The sequence below is a fragment of the Acinetobacter sp. TR3 genome (assembly GCF_027105055.1).
Taxonomy (GTDB): Bacteria; Pseudomonadota; Gammaproteobacteria; order Pseudomonadales; family Moraxellaceae; genus Acinetobacter.
The window spans coordinates 1,703,259-1,719,923 of record NZ_CP114264.1 but is presented as its reverse complement, the minus strand read 5'-3'; the positions used below and the strand labels follow the sequence as shown (position 1 = coordinate 1,719,923).

Annotated in this window: 17 protein-coding genes; 12 read left to right on the top strand and 5 right to left on the bottom strand. The window is 38.2% G+C overall.

Features of this window, described 5'->3' with window-relative positions:
• The first annotated feature begins 57 nt into the window (after positions 1 to 57).
• The 10 genes from O1449_RS08095 (at position 58) to O1449_RS08050 (ending at position 11,760) form a co-directional block, all read left to right on the top strand.
• Positions 58 to 2,838: a nitrate reductase gene (locus tag O1449_RS08095; RefSeq protein WP_269237992.1), complete on the top strand. Its 2,781-nt coding sequence runs from the start codon at positions 58 to 60 to the stop codon at positions 2,836 to 2,838.
• A complete protein-coding gene (gene mobA, locus O1449_RS08090) occupies positions 2,835 to 3,464 on the top strand; it encodes a molybdenum cofactor guanylyltransferase (RefSeq protein WP_269237991.1) in 630 nt (209 codons plus the stop codon). Before O1449_RS08095 ends, mobA begins: the two co-directional genes overlap by 4 nt.
• A gap of 172 nt (positions 3,465 to 3,636) precedes the next feature.
• Positions 3,637 to 4,512 (top strand): MaoC/PaaZ C-terminal domain-containing protein, encoded by an 876-nt coding sequence (locus O1449_RS08085; protein WP_269237990.1) that lies wholly within the window; start codon positions 3,637 to 3,639, stop codon positions 4,510 to 4,512.
• A gap of 20 nt (positions 4,513 to 4,532) precedes the next feature.
• Positions 4,533 to 6,830, top strand: a complete 2,298-nt coding sequence (locus O1449_RS08080) for a molybdopterin-dependent oxidoreductase (RefSeq protein WP_269237989.1) — start codon at positions 4,533 to 4,535, stop codon at positions 6,828 to 6,830.
• A gap of 272 nt (positions 6,831 to 7,102) precedes the next feature.
• On the top strand, positions 7,103 to 8,131 hold the full coding sequence (moaA, locus tag O1449_RS08075; RefSeq protein WP_269237988.1) for a GTP 3',8-cyclase MoaA: 1,029 nt from the start codon (positions 7,103 to 7,105) through the stop codon (positions 8,129 to 8,131).
• 27 nt (positions 8,132 to 8,158) lie between these two features.
• The gene (locus O1449_RS08070; RefSeq protein WP_087536153.1) at positions 8,159 to 8,410 is read left to right on the top strand and encodes a MoaD/ThiS family protein; all 252 of its coding nucleotides are present in this window, start codon (positions 8,159 to 8,161) and stop codon (positions 8,408 to 8,410) included.
• A gap of 2 nt (positions 8,411 to 8,412) precedes the next feature.
• Complete coding sequence (locus O1449_RS08065) at positions 8,413 to 8,931, top strand: molybdenum cofactor biosynthesis protein MoaE (protein WP_269237987.1); 519 nt, start codon at positions 8,413 to 8,415, stop codon at positions 8,929 to 8,931.
• 17 nt (positions 8,932 to 8,948) lie between these two features.
• Positions 8,949 to 9,872: a bifunctional molybdenum cofactor biosynthesis protein MoaC/MoaB gene (gene moaCB, locus O1449_RS08060; RefSeq protein WP_269237986.1), complete on the top strand. Its 924-nt coding sequence runs from the start codon at positions 8,949 to 8,951 to the stop codon at positions 9,870 to 9,872.
• Positions 9,872 to 11,098 carry a molybdopterin molybdotransferase MoeA gene (locus O1449_RS08055; protein ID WP_269237985.1) on the top strand — a complete coding sequence of 409 codons (1,227 nt, stop codon included), beginning with the start codon at positions 9,872 to 9,874 and terminating at the stop codon, positions 11,096 to 11,098. The genes moaCB and O1449_RS08055 overlap by 1 nt, the downstream gene beginning before the upstream one ends.
• A gap of 179 nt (positions 11,099 to 11,277) precedes the next feature.
• Complete coding sequence (locus tag O1449_RS08050) at positions 11,278 to 11,760, top strand: winged helix-turn-helix transcriptional regulator (RefSeq protein WP_004661997.1); 483 nt, start codon at positions 11,278 to 11,280, stop codon at positions 11,758 to 11,760.
• Between the two features lie 5 nt (positions 11,761 to 11,765).
• Here the strand turns inward: O1449_RS08050 and O1449_RS08045 are convergent, their stop codons facing one another.
• A complete protein-coding gene (locus O1449_RS08045; protein ID WP_269237984.1) occupies positions 11,766 to 13,160 on the bottom strand; it encodes an aminotransferase-like domain-containing protein in 1,395 nt (464 codons plus the stop codon).
• A gap of 121 nt (positions 13,161 to 13,281) precedes the next feature.
• Here O1449_RS08045 and O1449_RS08040 point away from each other — a divergent pair, with 121 nt between their 5' ends.
• Positions 13,282 to 14,145, top strand: a complete 864-nt coding sequence (locus O1449_RS08040) for a DMT family transporter (protein WP_269237983.1) — start codon at positions 13,282 to 13,284, stop codon at positions 14,143 to 14,145.
• Between the two features lie 10 nt (positions 14,146 to 14,155).
• On the opposite strand, the gene O1449_RS08035 is transcribed toward O1449_RS08040, so the two are convergent.
• From O1449_RS08035 to tusD, 4 genes are read right to left on the bottom strand one after another with little or no spacing between them, the layout of a single operon-like run.
• The gene (locus O1449_RS08035; protein ID WP_269230307.1) at positions 14,156 to 14,467 is read right to left on the bottom strand and encodes a TusE/DsrC/DsvC family sulfur relay protein; all 312 of its coding nucleotides are present in this window, start codon (positions 14,465 to 14,467) and stop codon (positions 14,156 to 14,158) included.
• Positions 14,468 to 14,494: 27 nt separating this feature from the next.
• Positions 14,495 to 14,779, bottom strand: coding sequence for a hypothetical protein (locus O1449_RS08030; RefSeq protein ID WP_269237982.1), 285 nt, complete (start codon positions 14,777 to 14,779; stop codon positions 14,495 to 14,497).
• 11 nt (positions 14,780 to 14,790) lie between these two features.
• Positions 14,791 to 15,141, bottom strand: a complete 351-nt coding sequence (locus tag O1449_RS08025) for a hypothetical protein (RefSeq protein ID WP_241339273.1) — start codon at positions 15,139 to 15,141, stop codon at positions 14,791 to 14,793.
• A 43-nt stretch (positions 15,142 to 15,184) separates the two neighbouring features.
• Positions 15,185 to 15,553 (bottom strand): sulfurtransferase complex subunit TusD, encoded by a 369-nt coding sequence (tusD, locus tag O1449_RS08020; protein ID WP_005160335.1) that lies wholly within the window; start codon positions 15,551 to 15,553, stop codon positions 15,185 to 15,187.
• 64 nt (positions 15,554 to 15,617) lie between these two features.
• Here tusD and galE point away from each other — a divergent pair, with 64 nt between their 5' ends.
• Entirely contained in the window at positions 15,618 to 16,625 is a 1,008-nt protein-coding gene (gene galE / locus O1449_RS08015) for a UDP-glucose 4-epimerase GalE (RefSeq protein WP_269237981.1), read from the top strand.
• Positions 16,626 to 16,665 lie beyond the last annotated feature (40 nt).

The window sequence follows — 16,665 nt, the reverse complement described above, 5'->3', positions numbered from 1 at the left end:
ATTTTAAGCAATCGAAACTTTAGTTAGGGCAAAGATGGAATAGGTAAAGGAGCAGTCATGAACAGTATTCAAAATTTAGAACACAGTCGCTCCGATCATGCACAAACACTCATTACAAAAACAACTTGTCCATATTGTGGCGTTGGATGTGGTGTTAATGTTGAAGTTCAACATAAAACACAAGGTTCAAATATTAAAGTTTCAGGAGACACAGAACACCCTGCAAATTTTGGACGACTCTGTATTAAAGGGAGCAATTTAGCAGATACTTTAGGGTTGGAAACCCGTGTTTTAAATCCGATGTTGGGACGCAAAAATCACCGTAATGTGACAACATGGGATGTTGCAATTGACAAAATTGCAACTCAATTTCAGGCATGTATTGAGCAATATGGACCTGAAAGTGTGGCATTTTATGTTTCGGGGCAGTTATTAACTGAAGATTATTATGTGGTGAATAAATTCGTAAAGGGTTATTTAGGCACAGCCAATATTGATACCAATTCACGTCTATGTATGTCTTCAGCAGTTGCTGCGCATAAACGTAGCTTTGGTGAAGATATTGTACCTGCAAGTTATGAAGACTTTGAACATGCTGATATGGTGGTATTGGTTGGTTCAAATACAGCATGGTGTCATCCAGTTTTGTATCAACGGATTATGCAAGCGAAGAGTCAAAATCCTAATTTATTTGTGGTTGTCGTCGATCCACGATTTACGAGCACTTGTGAGCAAGCAGATTTACATTTGCCAATCTTGCCAGGTCAAGATGTGGCCTTGTTTAAAGGATTATTACAATATTTATATCAACATGGTTATGCCGATCATGAGTTTGTTGAATCTTACACAGAGGGGCTTCAAGCACTTTTAGAAGCGAATCGAACGGAACAAGATTTTAAAGCTGTTGCAAAACGCACAGGGATTTCAGAAGAAAAATTACAACTGTTTTTTGATAAATTTGCCACAACTGAAAAAGTAGTAACTCTTTTTTCAATGGGAGTTAATCAATCATCTCAAGGGGTGAATAAAGCCAATAGTATTATCAACTGTCATTTACTGACGGGTAAAATTGGTAAGCTGGGTGCTGCTCCATTTTCAATGACTGGACAACCCAACGCGATGGGTGGTCGTGAGGTTGGTGGGCTTGCCAATATGTTGGCAGCACACTTAGATATTGATAATCCAACGCATCAAAATTTAGTGCAAAGTTTTTGGAATAGCCCAACCATTGCGACACAAGCTGGACTTAAAGCAGTTGATTTGTTTCAAGCGGTTGAAAGTGGAAAAATTAAAGCAATCTGGATTATGGCAACCAATCCTGTGGTCAGTCTTCCTGATGCCGATCAGGTGAAACGAGCATTGGATAAATGTGAATTTGTTGTCGTCTCAGATATTTGTTCCGATACCGATACCACGGCTTATGCTGATATTTTGCTACCAGCCTTGGGTTGGGGTGAAAAAGATGGAACGGTAACTAATTCAGAACGTCGAATTTCACGTCAACGCGCATTTTTAGCTTCACCAAAACAAGCCAAAGCAGATTGGTGGGCTGTTGCTGAAGTTGCAAAAAAACTTGGTTTTTCTGGTTTTGATTTTAGCAATGCGTGTGACATCTTTAATGAGCATGCTGCATTGTCTGCATATCAAAATGCAAGTTTAGCTGAACGTGATCAGGTAGAAAATTTTCGTTATTTTAATTTAAAAGGTTTAACCAATCTAAGTCTTGAAGAATATAATGAGTTAAAACCAACGCAATGGCCTGTGTGGGAAAAAGGTCAGACGACATCGGTTAAGCAACTTTTTGGTCAAGGTGAGTTTAGTTATGCTTCTCGTAAAGCAAAACTTATTCCAACGATCGCAATCGATCCCGTACACTCAATTTCTGAAGATTATCCGTTAATTCTGAATACGGGACGTATTCGGGATCAATGGCATACCATGACACGTACAGGTTTATCGGCAAATTTGACCACACATCGTGCTGAGCCATTTTGTGAGATTCATCCAAACGATGCGCTTAAATTTGGTATTCGTGATAAAGGATTGGTCGAGATTCGTTCGGCATGGGGAAGTTGTGTATTACGCGTGACATTGGCTCAAGGTGTTCGCCGTGGACAAATCTTTGCCCCGATTCATTGGACAGAACAAGTCGCTTCAGATGCTCGGGTTGGTAAAGTAGTTAACCCTGTTGTGGATGCAATTTCAGGTGAACCTGAGTTTAAGCATACGCCAGTATCGATACAGCCTTTCCATACGACTTGGCAAGGCGTTTTATATGTTCGAGAAGGGTTCGAACATCAAATCAAAGCATCTTTACAGACTTGTGCTTGGTGGACAAAAATCAAAACTGCAAAAGCAATGCGTTATGAGCTTGCCGATCGACACAGTATTGATCAAACTCAAAAAAACTTAAAAACCTTTTTGCCTTTTGTCGATGAAACATATGAATGGTTAAGTATTGAGGATATTTCATCACAACTTAGTCATAGTATTGTACTCAAAGATGGGATTTTAATCGCAAGTCTTTATATTGCACCTGCTGAGTTATTACCAGATCGTGATTGGGTTGCAAGTTTATTTAAACGTGAGCGATTAAGTGCTTTGCACCGTAAAGCATTGTTGGCAGGTATGCCAATGTCTGCTGCTAATAACGATGGTCCATTGGTATGTAGTTGTTTCAAAGTAGGAAAAAACAAGATTATTGAAGCGATCAAAACTCAAAATATCACGCATGAAAAGCAAGTCACGGCATGTTTAAAAGCGGGTGGTAACTGTGGTTCATGTTTACCAGAAATTCGTGGTTTGATTAAGACTTGTCAGTTGGAGGCAGAAGCATGACTATACAAATTCCCGCTACAGATCTCGTGATCTTGGCGGGAGGACAAGCACGCCGTATGAATGGCATGAATAAATTACTTCAACAATTTGATGATCAAATTCAACTATCTAAAATTTGTCAGAAATTTAAATCAGAAGTGCAAAGCATTTGGGTAAACAGTCATCGAGATAGTTCGATTTACAAGCAGATTGAACCGAATATCTATTGTTATTCAGATGATCAAACAGGTTTTTTAGGTCCATTAATGGGGATGAAAAGTGCGTGGTCCCATCTGCAATCAGACTATGCTTTATTTATTCCGTGCGATGTTACGTATATACCCAATCAAGTTTTAATTAAGTTACATCGCGCACTACAAAAAAATCCACAAGCACTAGTGGCTTATGTTGCAATTAATGGAGATGCTTTATATCCATTTTGTTTATTAAAAAAAGAAAGCCTGCCAATTTTACAACAGCAAATTACTACCAATAAATTAAGTTTAAGAGATTGTTTTAAGCAATTGCATGCACAAAGTGTTTCATTTAAAAAGCAAAGCCTGTTTTGCCATAGTATTAATTCTTTAGATGAGTTACAGCAGTACAAACAGATGAAAGCTTTTCATCAGATGTTTACAGCGCACTAGCTTCTTTTAGCTTCCATAAAATATAAAGTTTTAGATAAGAATTCTTGACCTTTGTTTAAACAAGTTCTATTTTAGAACTTGTTTAATTTTACATCGAAATATTTTTAACAGATGTGAACTAATATTCTGTAGCTAAAGGAATATTAGAAAAATAAAAGGAAAGGGGCTTCAGATGTTCACAATTCGTTATCAGCAGATTCCGTTACATTTTTTGTTAGAGCATCAGTCAACTCTGGCTAGTCTCGGACAGATTGGACTTCGTACTTTAAAAAAGACCACACCAAGAGCGTTTGATTGGCAAGTTGTTGCTCCGATTATCGAGGTGATTGATCCTCCAAGTAACGATCTGATCGAGCATTATGTGAAATGGACGGGTTCAAAAATCAACAAATATCGAGACTCAATTCCTCCACATATGGTTTCTCAATGGGGGTTGTCATTTGCGACACGTTTGTTATTACAAACCCATTATCCACTGAGTCAAGTAATTAATCAGGGCGTCAGTCTGAAAATAAATGGCAAGATTCCACGAAATGAAAAATTAATGATTCAGGCAAAAATTGCACAAGTTGATGAACGCAATGGCTTAGCTCGGGTTTCTGTTCAAATCACGACTGGAACGATTTCTCAGCCTGATTTGGTTGAAACCATATTGCATATGGTGTTTATTTTGCCAACTTTCAAAAAAGTTAAACGCACAGAAACACAAGAGCATAAAAATTGGACGGCACAAGGAGAATGGTCTGTTCAATCAGATGATGGTTTTAAATTTGCACTTCTTACAGGTGATTTCAACCCGATTCATTGGGTAGGTTTGTTGGCAAAGTTTTCGAATTTTGGTCAAAAAGTACTGCATGGCTTTGGGGTATTTGCAAAAAGTTTTGAGTTACTCCCAGAAGAAGTTAAACAAATTGATGTTCGATTCTTAAAGCCAGTAAAGTTACCATCACAGCATAATCAAGTTGAAACATGTACTGAACAGAGCGAAAAGTATATTCGAGTTGTAGGTTCTGCTGGACAAGTTTGTTTAATGGGGCAATTTAAATAATAAAGACAGGATGATGGAAAATGACAACAACAGTATCTGCATCGAAGCAAGACGTGACAGCGTGTATTTTATGTTCTCGTAATTGTGGTTTAAGCGTTGAAATTGAAGATAATCAGTTTAAAAAAATTAAGGGTGATGATCAGCATCCTTTCTCGCAAGGGTATATTTGTCAAAAGGCAGCTCGCCTGCAACACTATCAAAAACACGCAGATCGATTGACCACACCCCTAAAACGTCAGCCAGATGGCTCATTCCAAGAAATTAGTTGGGATCAGGCTATTCAAGAAATAGCGGATCAACTCGTGCATATTCGCGATACTTTTGGTGGAACTGCTTTTGCCTCTGTGGGTGGAGGTGGACAAGGAAACCATCTGGGTGCGGCTTATGGGCGCCAGCTGCTATACGCGATGAAAAGCTTTTATGCATATAACTCTTTAGCCCAAGAAAAGACAGGTGACTTTTGGGTGAATGGTCGTTTGTTTGGCAGTCAGGCTTGTCACACGACAGAAGACGTTGAGCATGCGGATTATGTTTTGTTTATTGGAACAAACCCATTTCAAGCGCATGGTATCCCAAACGCGCGCGATACCTTAAAACATATAAAGAAAGATCCAAATCGTACTATGGTCGTTTTTGACCCACGTGTGACAGAAACTGCGAAACAGGCTGATATTCATGTGCAACTCAAGCCCGGAACAGATGCTTATTTAATGTCTGCTATGATTGCAATTATGTTACGTGAAAATCTTTATGATCAAGATTTTATTCAAAAGCATACACATGGTTTTGAAGAGGTAAAACAGGCATTTCTTGCTCTTCCGATAGAGGAATATATTCAAAAAGCAGATGTTTCAGTCGCACAGATTTATCAAATTGTTCGCGATTTTTCTAAAGCTAAACGTGGATGCGTTCGAATTGATTTAGGCATTCAACATACGCTAAATACGACACTGAATGGTTATTTAGAAAAACTTTTATATTTATTGACAGGGCATTTTGGTAAACAAGGTACGAATAATTTACATACCATGTTTATTCCGATTTTGACCAATACTGATGAGCGAAATCCTAAATATCGCCGTACAGTACATCATAAAATGTTTCCAATTTCTGGGTTCTTTCCGCCAAACATTTTGCCAGATGAAATTCTAAAAGCAGGTGATAAGCGTATTCGGGCTGTATTCGTCGATAGTTGTAATCCTTTACTTACGTACCCTGATACCACTGCTTATGAGCAAGCGTTTAAAGCTTTAGACTTATTGGTTGTAGTAGATGTTGCAATGACTGAGACTGCTCGCTTTGCAGACTATATTTTGCCTGCACGTAGTCAGTTCGAAAAATGGGAATTTACAGGCTTTAATTTAGAATTTCCAAAAAATGGATTCCATTTACGTCATCCGTTGTTTACCGCACAACGTGATTCTTTGCCTGAGGCAGAGATCTATACTCGCTTGCTTGAAGCGATGAAGATGATACCTCAACAATTTCCAATACTCAGTAAAATTGCAGAAAAAGATTCAGCTAAAACAGCCTATCTTCCTTACTTTGGTGCATTAGCTGCAAGTTTTGCTAAAAATAAAAAGTTGATTCCTTTTGCTGCATCAATTGTATATCGCACATTAGGTAAGACTTTGCCGAATGATGCGGCTGCGGCTGCCTTGTTATTACCATTATGTATGCAATATGCCGCTCAGCATTATCAGGCAGTTAAACAAGCAGGCTATGAGGGCAATCGTTTAAATCTTGGTGTTAAACTATTTCAAGCTATTTTGCAGCAACGTTCAGGTGTGGTTTTATCACAACATGACTATGCTGATGTGTGGAGTTTGATTGCCTATAAAGATAAAAAAATACGTTTAGCTATTCCAGAAATGTTTATTGAATTAGCCCAACTCAAACAAAAAAATCTTCTATTAACAGATGATTATCCATTTATTTTACTTGCTGGCGAACGTCGTAGTTACAATGCAAATCAAATTTATCGTGATCCGGCTTGGCGTAAGGTTGATGCAGAAGGTCGATTAAAAATAAATCCAGAAGATGCATCTCAATTTGCTATTGAAACAGGTCAGAGTTTGCGATGTGTCTCTGAGCATGGGGAAATATCTGTTGTTGTTGAAGTTGATGAGGGGATGCGTAAAGGCGTTGTATCATTACCGCATGGTTATGGCTTACGCTATCGTGGTGGTGAACCCATCGGACCTGAGTTGAATCGTTTAACGTCTACTCAACATTGTGATCCATTATCGAAGACACCCTATCATAAGTATGTACCCGTAAGATTGGAACGTTTAGATGTATCCGTTATTGCGGATTAGCTTTTACAAGAAATGCACCAAATTCTTTCATTTTTAGCGGAAAATGGGAAAAATTGGTGCAATGTTTTTTATTAGAAAGGTTTACCTTATTTTAATTGTTGTTTACAAATTAAGATGATTGCCTATTTGAGTGAATAATAAGTATTGCAAGTAAATAGATTTCATATTGGAATAAATATTGCTGTATTAAAATTAATTCGCTGTAAACTCGATAGCAAAGATGCACAGAACTTGTGCTGAAAGTAGTAAGAAGTTTCACAATATGAGTGCAAATGATGAAGCATGATATATCTACGAACATTCCGATCTTGCAAGATCAGTATGGTCGTATTAAACGTAAGTTACGGATTTCCGTGACAGATCGTTGCAATTTCAAATGCACCTATTGTATGCCTGAACATCCAGAATGGATGAAAAAACAAGATTTACTCAGTTTTGAAGCGTTGCTGGTATTTTGCCAATATATGGTGAGGCAAGGGATTGAAAATATTCGTATTACTGGGGGCGAACCTTTAATGCGTCAGGGTGTTGTTCATTTTATTCGTGACTTGCAGAACTTACGAGTTTTGGGCTTAAAACGAATCTCGATCACTACCAATGCACATTATTTGGCTAAATATGCGGAGTCCCTAAAACAAGCTGGATTAGATGATCTTAATATCAGCCTAGATAGTTTAGACCCAGATCAATTCAAGCAACTGACTAAAAAAGAACTCACTCCCGTATTAAATGGGATAGAGGCGGCAAAAAAAGCTGGGCTTGCTTTCAAAATCAATTGTGTGTTGATGAAAGGTCAAAATGATGATCAGATTCTGCCAATGGTAAAGTGGGCGAAGCAACATAACATTCCATTACGTTTTATTGAATTTATGCCTCTAGATGGCGATCAGCATTGGACAGATCAGACAGTTGTGAGTGAAGCTGAAATTTTAGAGAAACTTCAGCCTTTTTATCAGATTCAAGTTTTGCAACAGCAGCATGAGCCCGCACGTCAGTATCAGTTAGACGGGCAATATTGTATTGGTATTATTTCTACGATAACTCATTCATTTTGCAGTGATTGTGATCGAATTCGATTAACAGCACAAGGTGAATTATATAATTGTTTATTTGCACAACAGGGGCTGAATATAAAGCCGTATTTACAAGCTGTGATTAAACAGAAACAACTAGCTCAAGAGATCAATTATGAAGAGCTTGATCAGCAAATTAAACCTTATATTTGGCACAAAGCGAAAGGTTATCATGCGATAAAACACCAACAAGTACGCAAAATTAGTATGCATATGTTGGGTGGTTAGTTTGGAAAAAAGTGGTCTGGAGAGAATATGCAAACTATTGACATAAAAATAGAAGCTTTTGGTGCTATTGAACGGTTATTGCCAAAAGAGCTTGCATTTGAGTTTGCAGAAAATCAAACGGTTGAAGAAGTACTAAGTCACATTGTGATGCTTTACCCAGAAGCAACAAAAGCGATGGATAAATGTGCGTGTGCGATAGGTGAAGATATTGTGCTACGTCAAACAGCATTAAATACTTCATGTACTTTGGTATTGTTATCACCTGTCGCTGGAGGATAAGTATGCGTGAATTTGCGAGAGTTCAAGATCAGGCTTTAAGCCTAGATTGTTTTGATCCGATACAATCTTTTCCTGAATGCGGTGGTATTGATATTTTTATTGGTACAGTCCGCAATCATCATGAAGGCAAAGCGGTGAAGGCTTTAAAATACACCTCGTATACGCCTGTTGCTGAAAAAATGATTCGTGAAATCGAACAGGAAATTAAAGATAAGTATCAAGTCTCTTATGTGCGTGTGATGCATCGAATTGGATATTTAGATGTCAGTGAAACGGCGATTATTGCAATTGCGTATGCTGCCCACCGCCGTGAAGCTTTTCAAGCCTGTGAAGAAGCCGTTGAGCGTGTAAAACATGAAGTACCAATTTGGAAAGAAGAGTTCTTTATGGATGGTACCAGTCAATATGTAGAAGGTTGCTGTATTCGTAAAGATGCCGAAACTGAAATTCATGTCCATAAACATGAGCATCACCATCACAACGAACATGAAAATTGTGCACATGAGCATACACACGAATAAAGTCTTAGGAAGTTAAAATGAAAAATGTTGGGATGAAACCCGAAAGTTATCGTGTTGCAGAAGCACAAGCGATTTTGTACGCACCACCACATTGTATTCAGCTATTGCGTGATGGAAATACCGAAAAAGGTGATGCCTTAAAAACGGCACGTATTGCAGGTATTTTGGCAGCAAAACGCACAGATGAACTGATTCCACTTTGTCATCCTTTACCGATTTATCGTGCTGATGTTGAATATGATTTACAACATGATCATGTTGTGATTCTGACGACTGTTGAAACCATTGGGCCTACAGGGGTTGAGATGGAAGCCTTGACTGCTGCGAGTTTGGCAGGGTTAACCATTTATGACATGTTGAAGCCGCATTGTGAACCTGATGAATTATGTTTAGACCAATGTAAATTGCTTAAGAAAAAAGGGGGTAAGTCCCATTTTAAAAGGACTCTTCGTCAGCCTGTTTCAGCGGCAGTGATTGTACTCTCGGATACCGTTGCAGCAGGACGTAAACCTGATACCGCAGGGAAATCAGTGGTTGAGACCTTAACTGAAGCAGGTTTTGATCCAATTCATTATCAAATTTTGCCAGATGAATCAGATCAATTGAAAGAATTGGTACTAGAATTGACAAAGTCTTATGCATGTATCATGACTGTTGGTGGTACAGGTATTGGTAAACGAGATATTACAGTAGATACGCTTGAGCCACTTCTAGAACGAAAACTCGATGGTTTAATGGAAGCAGCACGTGCTTTTGGTCAAAAACGCACACCGTATGCTGCGATGTCTCGTGGTGTAGCAGGTTTTATTGATCGTTCCTTAGTGGTAACGCTGCCGGGTAGCCGTGGTGGTGCGAGTGAATCAATGGCAGCTATTCTGCCAGCTCTGGTTCATATTTTTGATGTTTGCCGAGATTTACCACATCCGGGGGGATATGAATAATGTCAGGATGTGGTGCTGAAAAGGGTTTAATCAGTATCGATGAGGCACTTGAACTCATTCGAACCCAGCCCAAAACATTGACGACTGAGGTCTTGGCTTTAGCCCAAGGTTTGAATCGTTATCTCGCTAAAGCAATCTATTCCGAGGTCAATCTACCTAGCTTTTCTCAAAGTGCGGTAGATGGTTATGCGATTAATAGTTCACTTACACAGCTTCAAGATGTTTGTTTTGATGTAATTGGTGAGATTAAAGCGGGTAGTCAACTCGAATATCAATTGCTTGATGGGCAAGCCATTCGTATTTTTACAGGTGGCAAAATTCCTGAAGGCACCACACATGTTGCTCGACAAGAGATCATTCAGGTTGAGTCTGACAAAATTCGATTGCTTGAACAGATCAAGCCACATGCTGATATTCGATTTACAGGCGAAGAAGTACAACAAGGTCAACAGCTTGCGGACGTTGGTCAGAATATCAATATCGGTGCACTTGCTGCTTTAAGTATGGCAGGTGTGCAAACTGTCGAGGTATTTCAACAGCCTAAGATTGCTGTGGTTATTACAGGTGATGAGGTTGCTGAGCACCCTGAAGATTTACACGCTGGTAAAGTTTTTGATGCCAATGGGCCGTTACTGAAAGCTTGGTTCAAAGATTATGGCATAGATGTTGAAATCCTACATATTGCAGATGAAGCTGAACAGGTCACGGCATGCTTTGAGCGATTAAAGCATACATACGATGTGATTATTACGACTGGCGGCGTTTCAGTGGGTGATTATGACTTCGTTCGTCCATGTGCTTTTGAGGCTGGATTTGAACAGATATTTTGGAAAGTCAAACAAAAACCGGGTAAGCCATTATTTTTTGCAAAATATGAAAATCCTGACCATCATTGCTATTTATTAGGTTTACCGGGTAATCCAGCGGCGGTTTATGTGTGTATGCAGATTTATGGCAGCGCTTTATTAGATACTTTGCAAAATCAACGTGAGCCTATGCAATGGTTTAGTGGAGTACTCACCCATGGACTGAAATCTGATGCACGTGAGCGATTTTTAAGAATGCATGCTTATTTTGATCAGGGACAGCTCAAGTTACAAAGCCTTGCGAAACAACAATCACATATGTTGAGTAATTTAATGCATGCCAATTGTTTAGTGCGTATTCCTGCAAATATTCAGTTAGATGCTGGACAAGAACTTTCAGGTGTTTTTATTAATCGCTAAGTTATCGAATGAATTTAGATGAAATGATCTGTTTTTTTGATATTTAACTGAGTGCCAATATTGCATCTGATTGATCAGGTAGTTTAGTGTATATTTTATAGTGTTTAGTTTCTAAATATGACGGTTCAAGGCATCGATGAGATGTCTTTAAAGTTCTAAAAAATGATCAGGTGATAATAATGAAATGGGAAGAAATTGGCGATCAGCCATGTTCAGTTGCGAGAACGCTTTCTGTACTCGGTGATCGTTGGACAATGCTAATTTTACGTAACGCTTTCATGGGAATACGTCGTTTTGATGACTTCCAACGTAGTTTGGGATTGACCCGCCACGTACTTTCAGAGCGTCTTAAGCGTTTAGTCGAGCATGGTATTTTAACCAAAGTACCTTATGTAGAACGTCAAGAACGGTTTGAATACCAACTTACTGATAAAGGTTTGGATCTTTATCCTCTTATTTTAGCGATGGTGCAGTGGGCTGATAAGTGGATGGATATGGGACTTGGAAAACCGATTGAGTTTACACACAAAGGTTGTGGTAAGAAAATGAATCCAAGGGTGGTTTGCTCAGAATGTGATGAACCGCTGAATGTAAAAGATGTCCGTGTATCAGCTGGTCCAGGATATTTTGCTTTTATTGAACAAAAACAAAAAACTGCATAATTTTATCAATGCTGCCGTTCTTGCTCTTGTTGAATAGCATGAGATAGAACGGCAAAAACCTTCGAGTTGCTGCATTGTGCGACATTAAAACGGATAAAATTCTTAAAATTTTGACTTTGGCTGAATGCATTCCCCGGCGCTAAAATCACACCATTTTCCAAACAAGTTTGTGCAATAGACGCAATATCTAAATGTTTAGGTAGTTCACACCATAAAAATAATCCTGCTTGTGGCTTAAACCAAGGTGTTATATTTAGTTTCTCTAATTTTTTGATGGTTAAATCCATTGCTTTTGCTAAGTTGATTTTTAGTTCTTCTAAATACTTACGATAATTCCCATCCGTTAATGCTGCATACAGAATTTCAGCAGACAATTGATTACCGCCAAAACTTGTTGCAATCTTGATATCTGTTAAATCTTCAATCCATTCTGGTTTAGTGGCAATATAGCCTGTACGGACTGAACCTGATAGGGTTTTAGAAAAACTCCCAATATGAATTACTCGTGATAAACCATCAAGTGCGGCAAGTCGTGAAGCAGTGTGTAATTCTAAATCTGCAAAAATATCATCTTCAATGACAATCAAATTTGAATGTTCTACCAGTTTGAGAACTTGATAAGCTGTTGCTGCATTTAATACAGCACCAGTTGGATTATGAATTCCAGAGTTAGTAATGTATAGCCTTGGGTTGAAGTCTTGAATAGCAGTTGCAAATGCGGCTAAGTCAGGTCCATTTTTGGTATAGGGAATGCCAATGATTTGAACTTGATGAACTTTTAGCAGGGCATGGAAGTTAAAATAGCAAGGGTCATCCACCAATACCACATCATTTGGTTTTAAAAAATAACGGCATATCAGATCAATCGCTTGCGTACCAGAATCAGTCAATAAAATCTGATTTGCAATCCCTTCAATTCCTTTGCTTTGCATTCTACGAGCTAACAATTCACGTAAGGCAGGAAGCCCAAGTGGGGTGGAGTAATCTGTCAGAATATTTGAATTGGTTTTAGAAACTTTACGGATTGCCTTACGAATATGCTCATGTGGCATCCACTCATTGGGTAGCCAGCCACAGCCAGGCTTTAGTACATCAGCTTTTGCTTCTAAAGCTTGTCTTGATATCCACAAAGGGTCAATATTTCGATCGATTTTAGGGTGAATTTCAGAAATCGATAGAGGTACAAGTGGCCCAGCTACAAAGAAGCCTGAACCTGTTTTTGCTTCAATTATACCTTTTGCCACAAGACGTTCGTAGCCTTCGACAATGGTTGAAATAGATAAGTTTAATTGTCTCGCTAACGCACGAACGGAAGGTAGTCGAGAACCAGGCATTAATGAACGATTGTTGATTTGTTGATTAATGTGCTGTATGACTAAATCAATTTTTGTTATTTTCATATCATTTATTCGCACTGTGTTGGTAAAAATACCAATACAGTTCTTTGAAATTGTACTGTATCGTATGTGGGAATATAACATATTACAGATTAAATTCTCCAAATAGATTTGGAGAAAATAAATGAAAGTTGCGAATCAGGGTTGGTTAAATGGACTAATCGGCGTGATTATTTTTGCGGGTTCTTTGCCGGCAACACGTGTCGCCGTCATGGATTTCAGTCCTACTTTTTTAACTGCTGCTCGGGCTGCAATTGCTGGTTTATTAGGTTTATTCTTACTTTTGCTATTAAAACAACAGTTTCCTGTTAAAAAGGATTGGCTTGCATTATCTTATGTGGCAATCGGTGTGGTGATAGGATTTCCGTTATTTACTGCGCTCGCTTTGCAATATGTGAGTGCTGCACATACGATTGTTTTTGTTGGTTTACTTCCTTTATCGACTGCTATTTTTGGTGTATTACGGGGTGGAGAAAGGCCAAATGTAAATTTTTGGTTATTTGCCATTTTAGGTGCTTTGATCATTTTTACTTACATGATCATTCAAAGTGATACATGGCGATTTGGCTATGGCGATATTTTTATGTTACTTGCAATCTTACTGTGTGGCTTTGGTTATGCTGAGGGTGGAAAATTATCAAAGCGCTTAGGAGGATGGCAGGTTATTTGTTGGGCGCTGTTAATAACTTTGCCAGTTATGCTGTTGATTTCATATCTCTACATGCCTGCGGACTTCGCGCAGATTTCAAATGCTGCGAAATTGGGGTTAGCTTATGTTTCTCTATTTAGCATGTTGATAGGTTTCTTTTTTTGGTACAAAGGTTTAGCACAAGGAGGTATCGCAGCAGTAGGACAATTACAATTATTGCAACCCATATTTGGACTAATGATTGCAGCTGTTTTGCTTCACGAGCAAGTAAGTGTTGCGATGTTTGCTGTTACCATCGCTGTGATAGCCTGTGTTGCATGCGCCAAAAAATTTGCATAATTTATAGCAGTTATAAACAATTGGCAGGTTTGGGAACACCAGCTAAACGACTTAGATGACGTGCTACTAAACCTGTGTTAAATCTTTGCTGTAATTCAGCATTATTGATTTCAGCACTAACCGTCTTCATCAAAAATTTAATCAGTGGACGAGTTGCTGGGGAATGTCCAAATTGTTGATAAAATTGACGTACGGCGTGGAGAATTTCGAAATGCCAAGCGGTCAGTTCTAGATCAAGAGATTGAGCAAGTTGCTGGGCAACTTCAGGATTCCAAATTGTATAATCGACCAAATGACCGTCTTGATCTAACTCTAATTGCATGAAATAACCTAATTAACTAAAAATAATTTATTTTAAAGAAATACATCGTTTGAATTGCAGAACTAAATCAGCGAATTCAGCGTATTCTATAACTTTGACCTCAGATTTTATTTCATCTCTAAGTAAACTTTGCTCATTACTTAAGCAGTAAAGATTTGAATAAAGATCTACAATCTTTTTAGTTAGCACTAAAAGTCCATCCCCCATGACTACAACCGTATCATTCACATGTGCCATTTGAGCTAACTCAATCCAGATTTTATCTGTGTTGTAGTAAGGGGATTGAATCAAAAATAAAGTTGAATTTTCCATGTTTCTGAGCTCTACCAATACAAAATATGATCGAAAGATTGAATAAATTCAGGTTGAATCTCAACAAACTCGATTTCTTGATCACTATCTTGCACAATCGCCAAGTGTTGATTTTTAGTTTCAACTAAAATCGGGGTTAAATCATAGAATTCAAAACTGTCCACCATATTGGCAGCAACTTTGAAAGCTTGTTTGAATTGATCGAACTCTAATTTATTGTTCAATAAGCTCAGTGCAGCATCTTTTAATAATACTTTGACAGAAATGCCAAAGGTTGCTAAAACCATAGTTGCAGACACGCTTTCGTTGATCTGCAAACTAGTTAAATTGGATTGCGTTAGGATGACGAGTACAGATTTCACACAATTTACCTTTTAAAAGCAACACTCTATTAATGAACTTAAACTAAAATTGAATTAAACGAGAACAGCTTTGCACAGCATCAGCTAGCTCTCCAAGCCCAACTAGCTCAAAACCTTGCGCTAAATTGTGTTGTTGAAGTGAATGACGTTGGGCATTGCTTGCATCAGTGATTCCCCGAGCAAGGGCAGCACTGACACAGACAGGGAGTCGAATGCCAAGCTTTTGCCATTCTTGTTTTAGATTGCGTTGATCATCAGGAAACCACTGTAAATCATTCGCAACCTGAACACCATCTTGGTAAAAGAAGACACGAAAATCTTCGGACTTATTTCCTAATGCTTGAGCTAAACCAAAAGCATGCCAAGCCATAATTGAAGTAGGTGCAGAAGTTATTAACAGTAGTGTACTCATTGAACATTCACTATGGTCATGTAAGCAAAATGATGGACAGATTAAAAAAGAAGGTAAGTATACAATGATTTTGGTGACAGGTGGTTTAGGCTTTATCGGTTCACATATTGCTTTGAGTTTATTAGCACGTGGGCAAGAAATTGTTATTGTTGATAATTTGGCCAATTCGACTTTACAAACCTTGGAACGCTTAGAATACATCTCAGGAATGTATATTCCATTTGTTAAAGTAGATGTGAGAAATACGCCAGCCTTAAATAAAGTATTTGAACAATATTCAATTGATACGGTTATTCATACAGCCAGTTTTAAATCGCTTGAAGAATCTGTTTTAAAGCCACTGGAATACTACAACGATAATGTCAGCAGTATTATGAGCTTATTGAGAGCAATGCAGCGGATGGGGGTTAGAGAGTTAATCAATATTTCTAGTTTGGCCGTATATGGGCAATCTAATCCAAGTCTGGTTGAAGAAACTGAGTTGAATTATCGCTACCCAAATCCATACATTCGATCTCAGCAAATGGTTGAGGATATTATTGCAGATACCTATAAAGTCGATCATGAATGGAAAATTATCAATCTCAGGTTCTCCAATATTGTTGGTGCTTTTGAACATGGAGTTTTAGGGGAATACGTAACTCAACTCCCTAAAAATATTGTGCCTTTAGCTTTACAAGTTGCAGCGATGCAGCGAGATTGTATCGAATTGCAGAATCAAGCAGAGACAGAAGATGGAACGGTTGAAAGAAGCTTTTTACATGTTTTGGATGCTTGTGATGCAGTTTTGATCGCATTAAATTGGTTAAAAACACAAACAAGTTGTTTGGAAGCATTCAATATTGCACATCATCAACTCACATCTATACAAAATTTAATTGATGAAGTTGCGAGAGTTACTCAGACCGAAATTCAAGTGCAACCTGCTGTATATCAAAACCAAGAGTTAGCGCAATTGGGTGCAAATATTGATAAAGCAAAAAAAATATTAAATTGGGTTCCTAAACGTTCTCTATCACAAATGATTGAAGACGAATGGCGCTTTTATCTGAATACTTTGAAAGGTAATTAAGATAATGATTCTTATTTACATATTTGGTTGGTTTGATTAG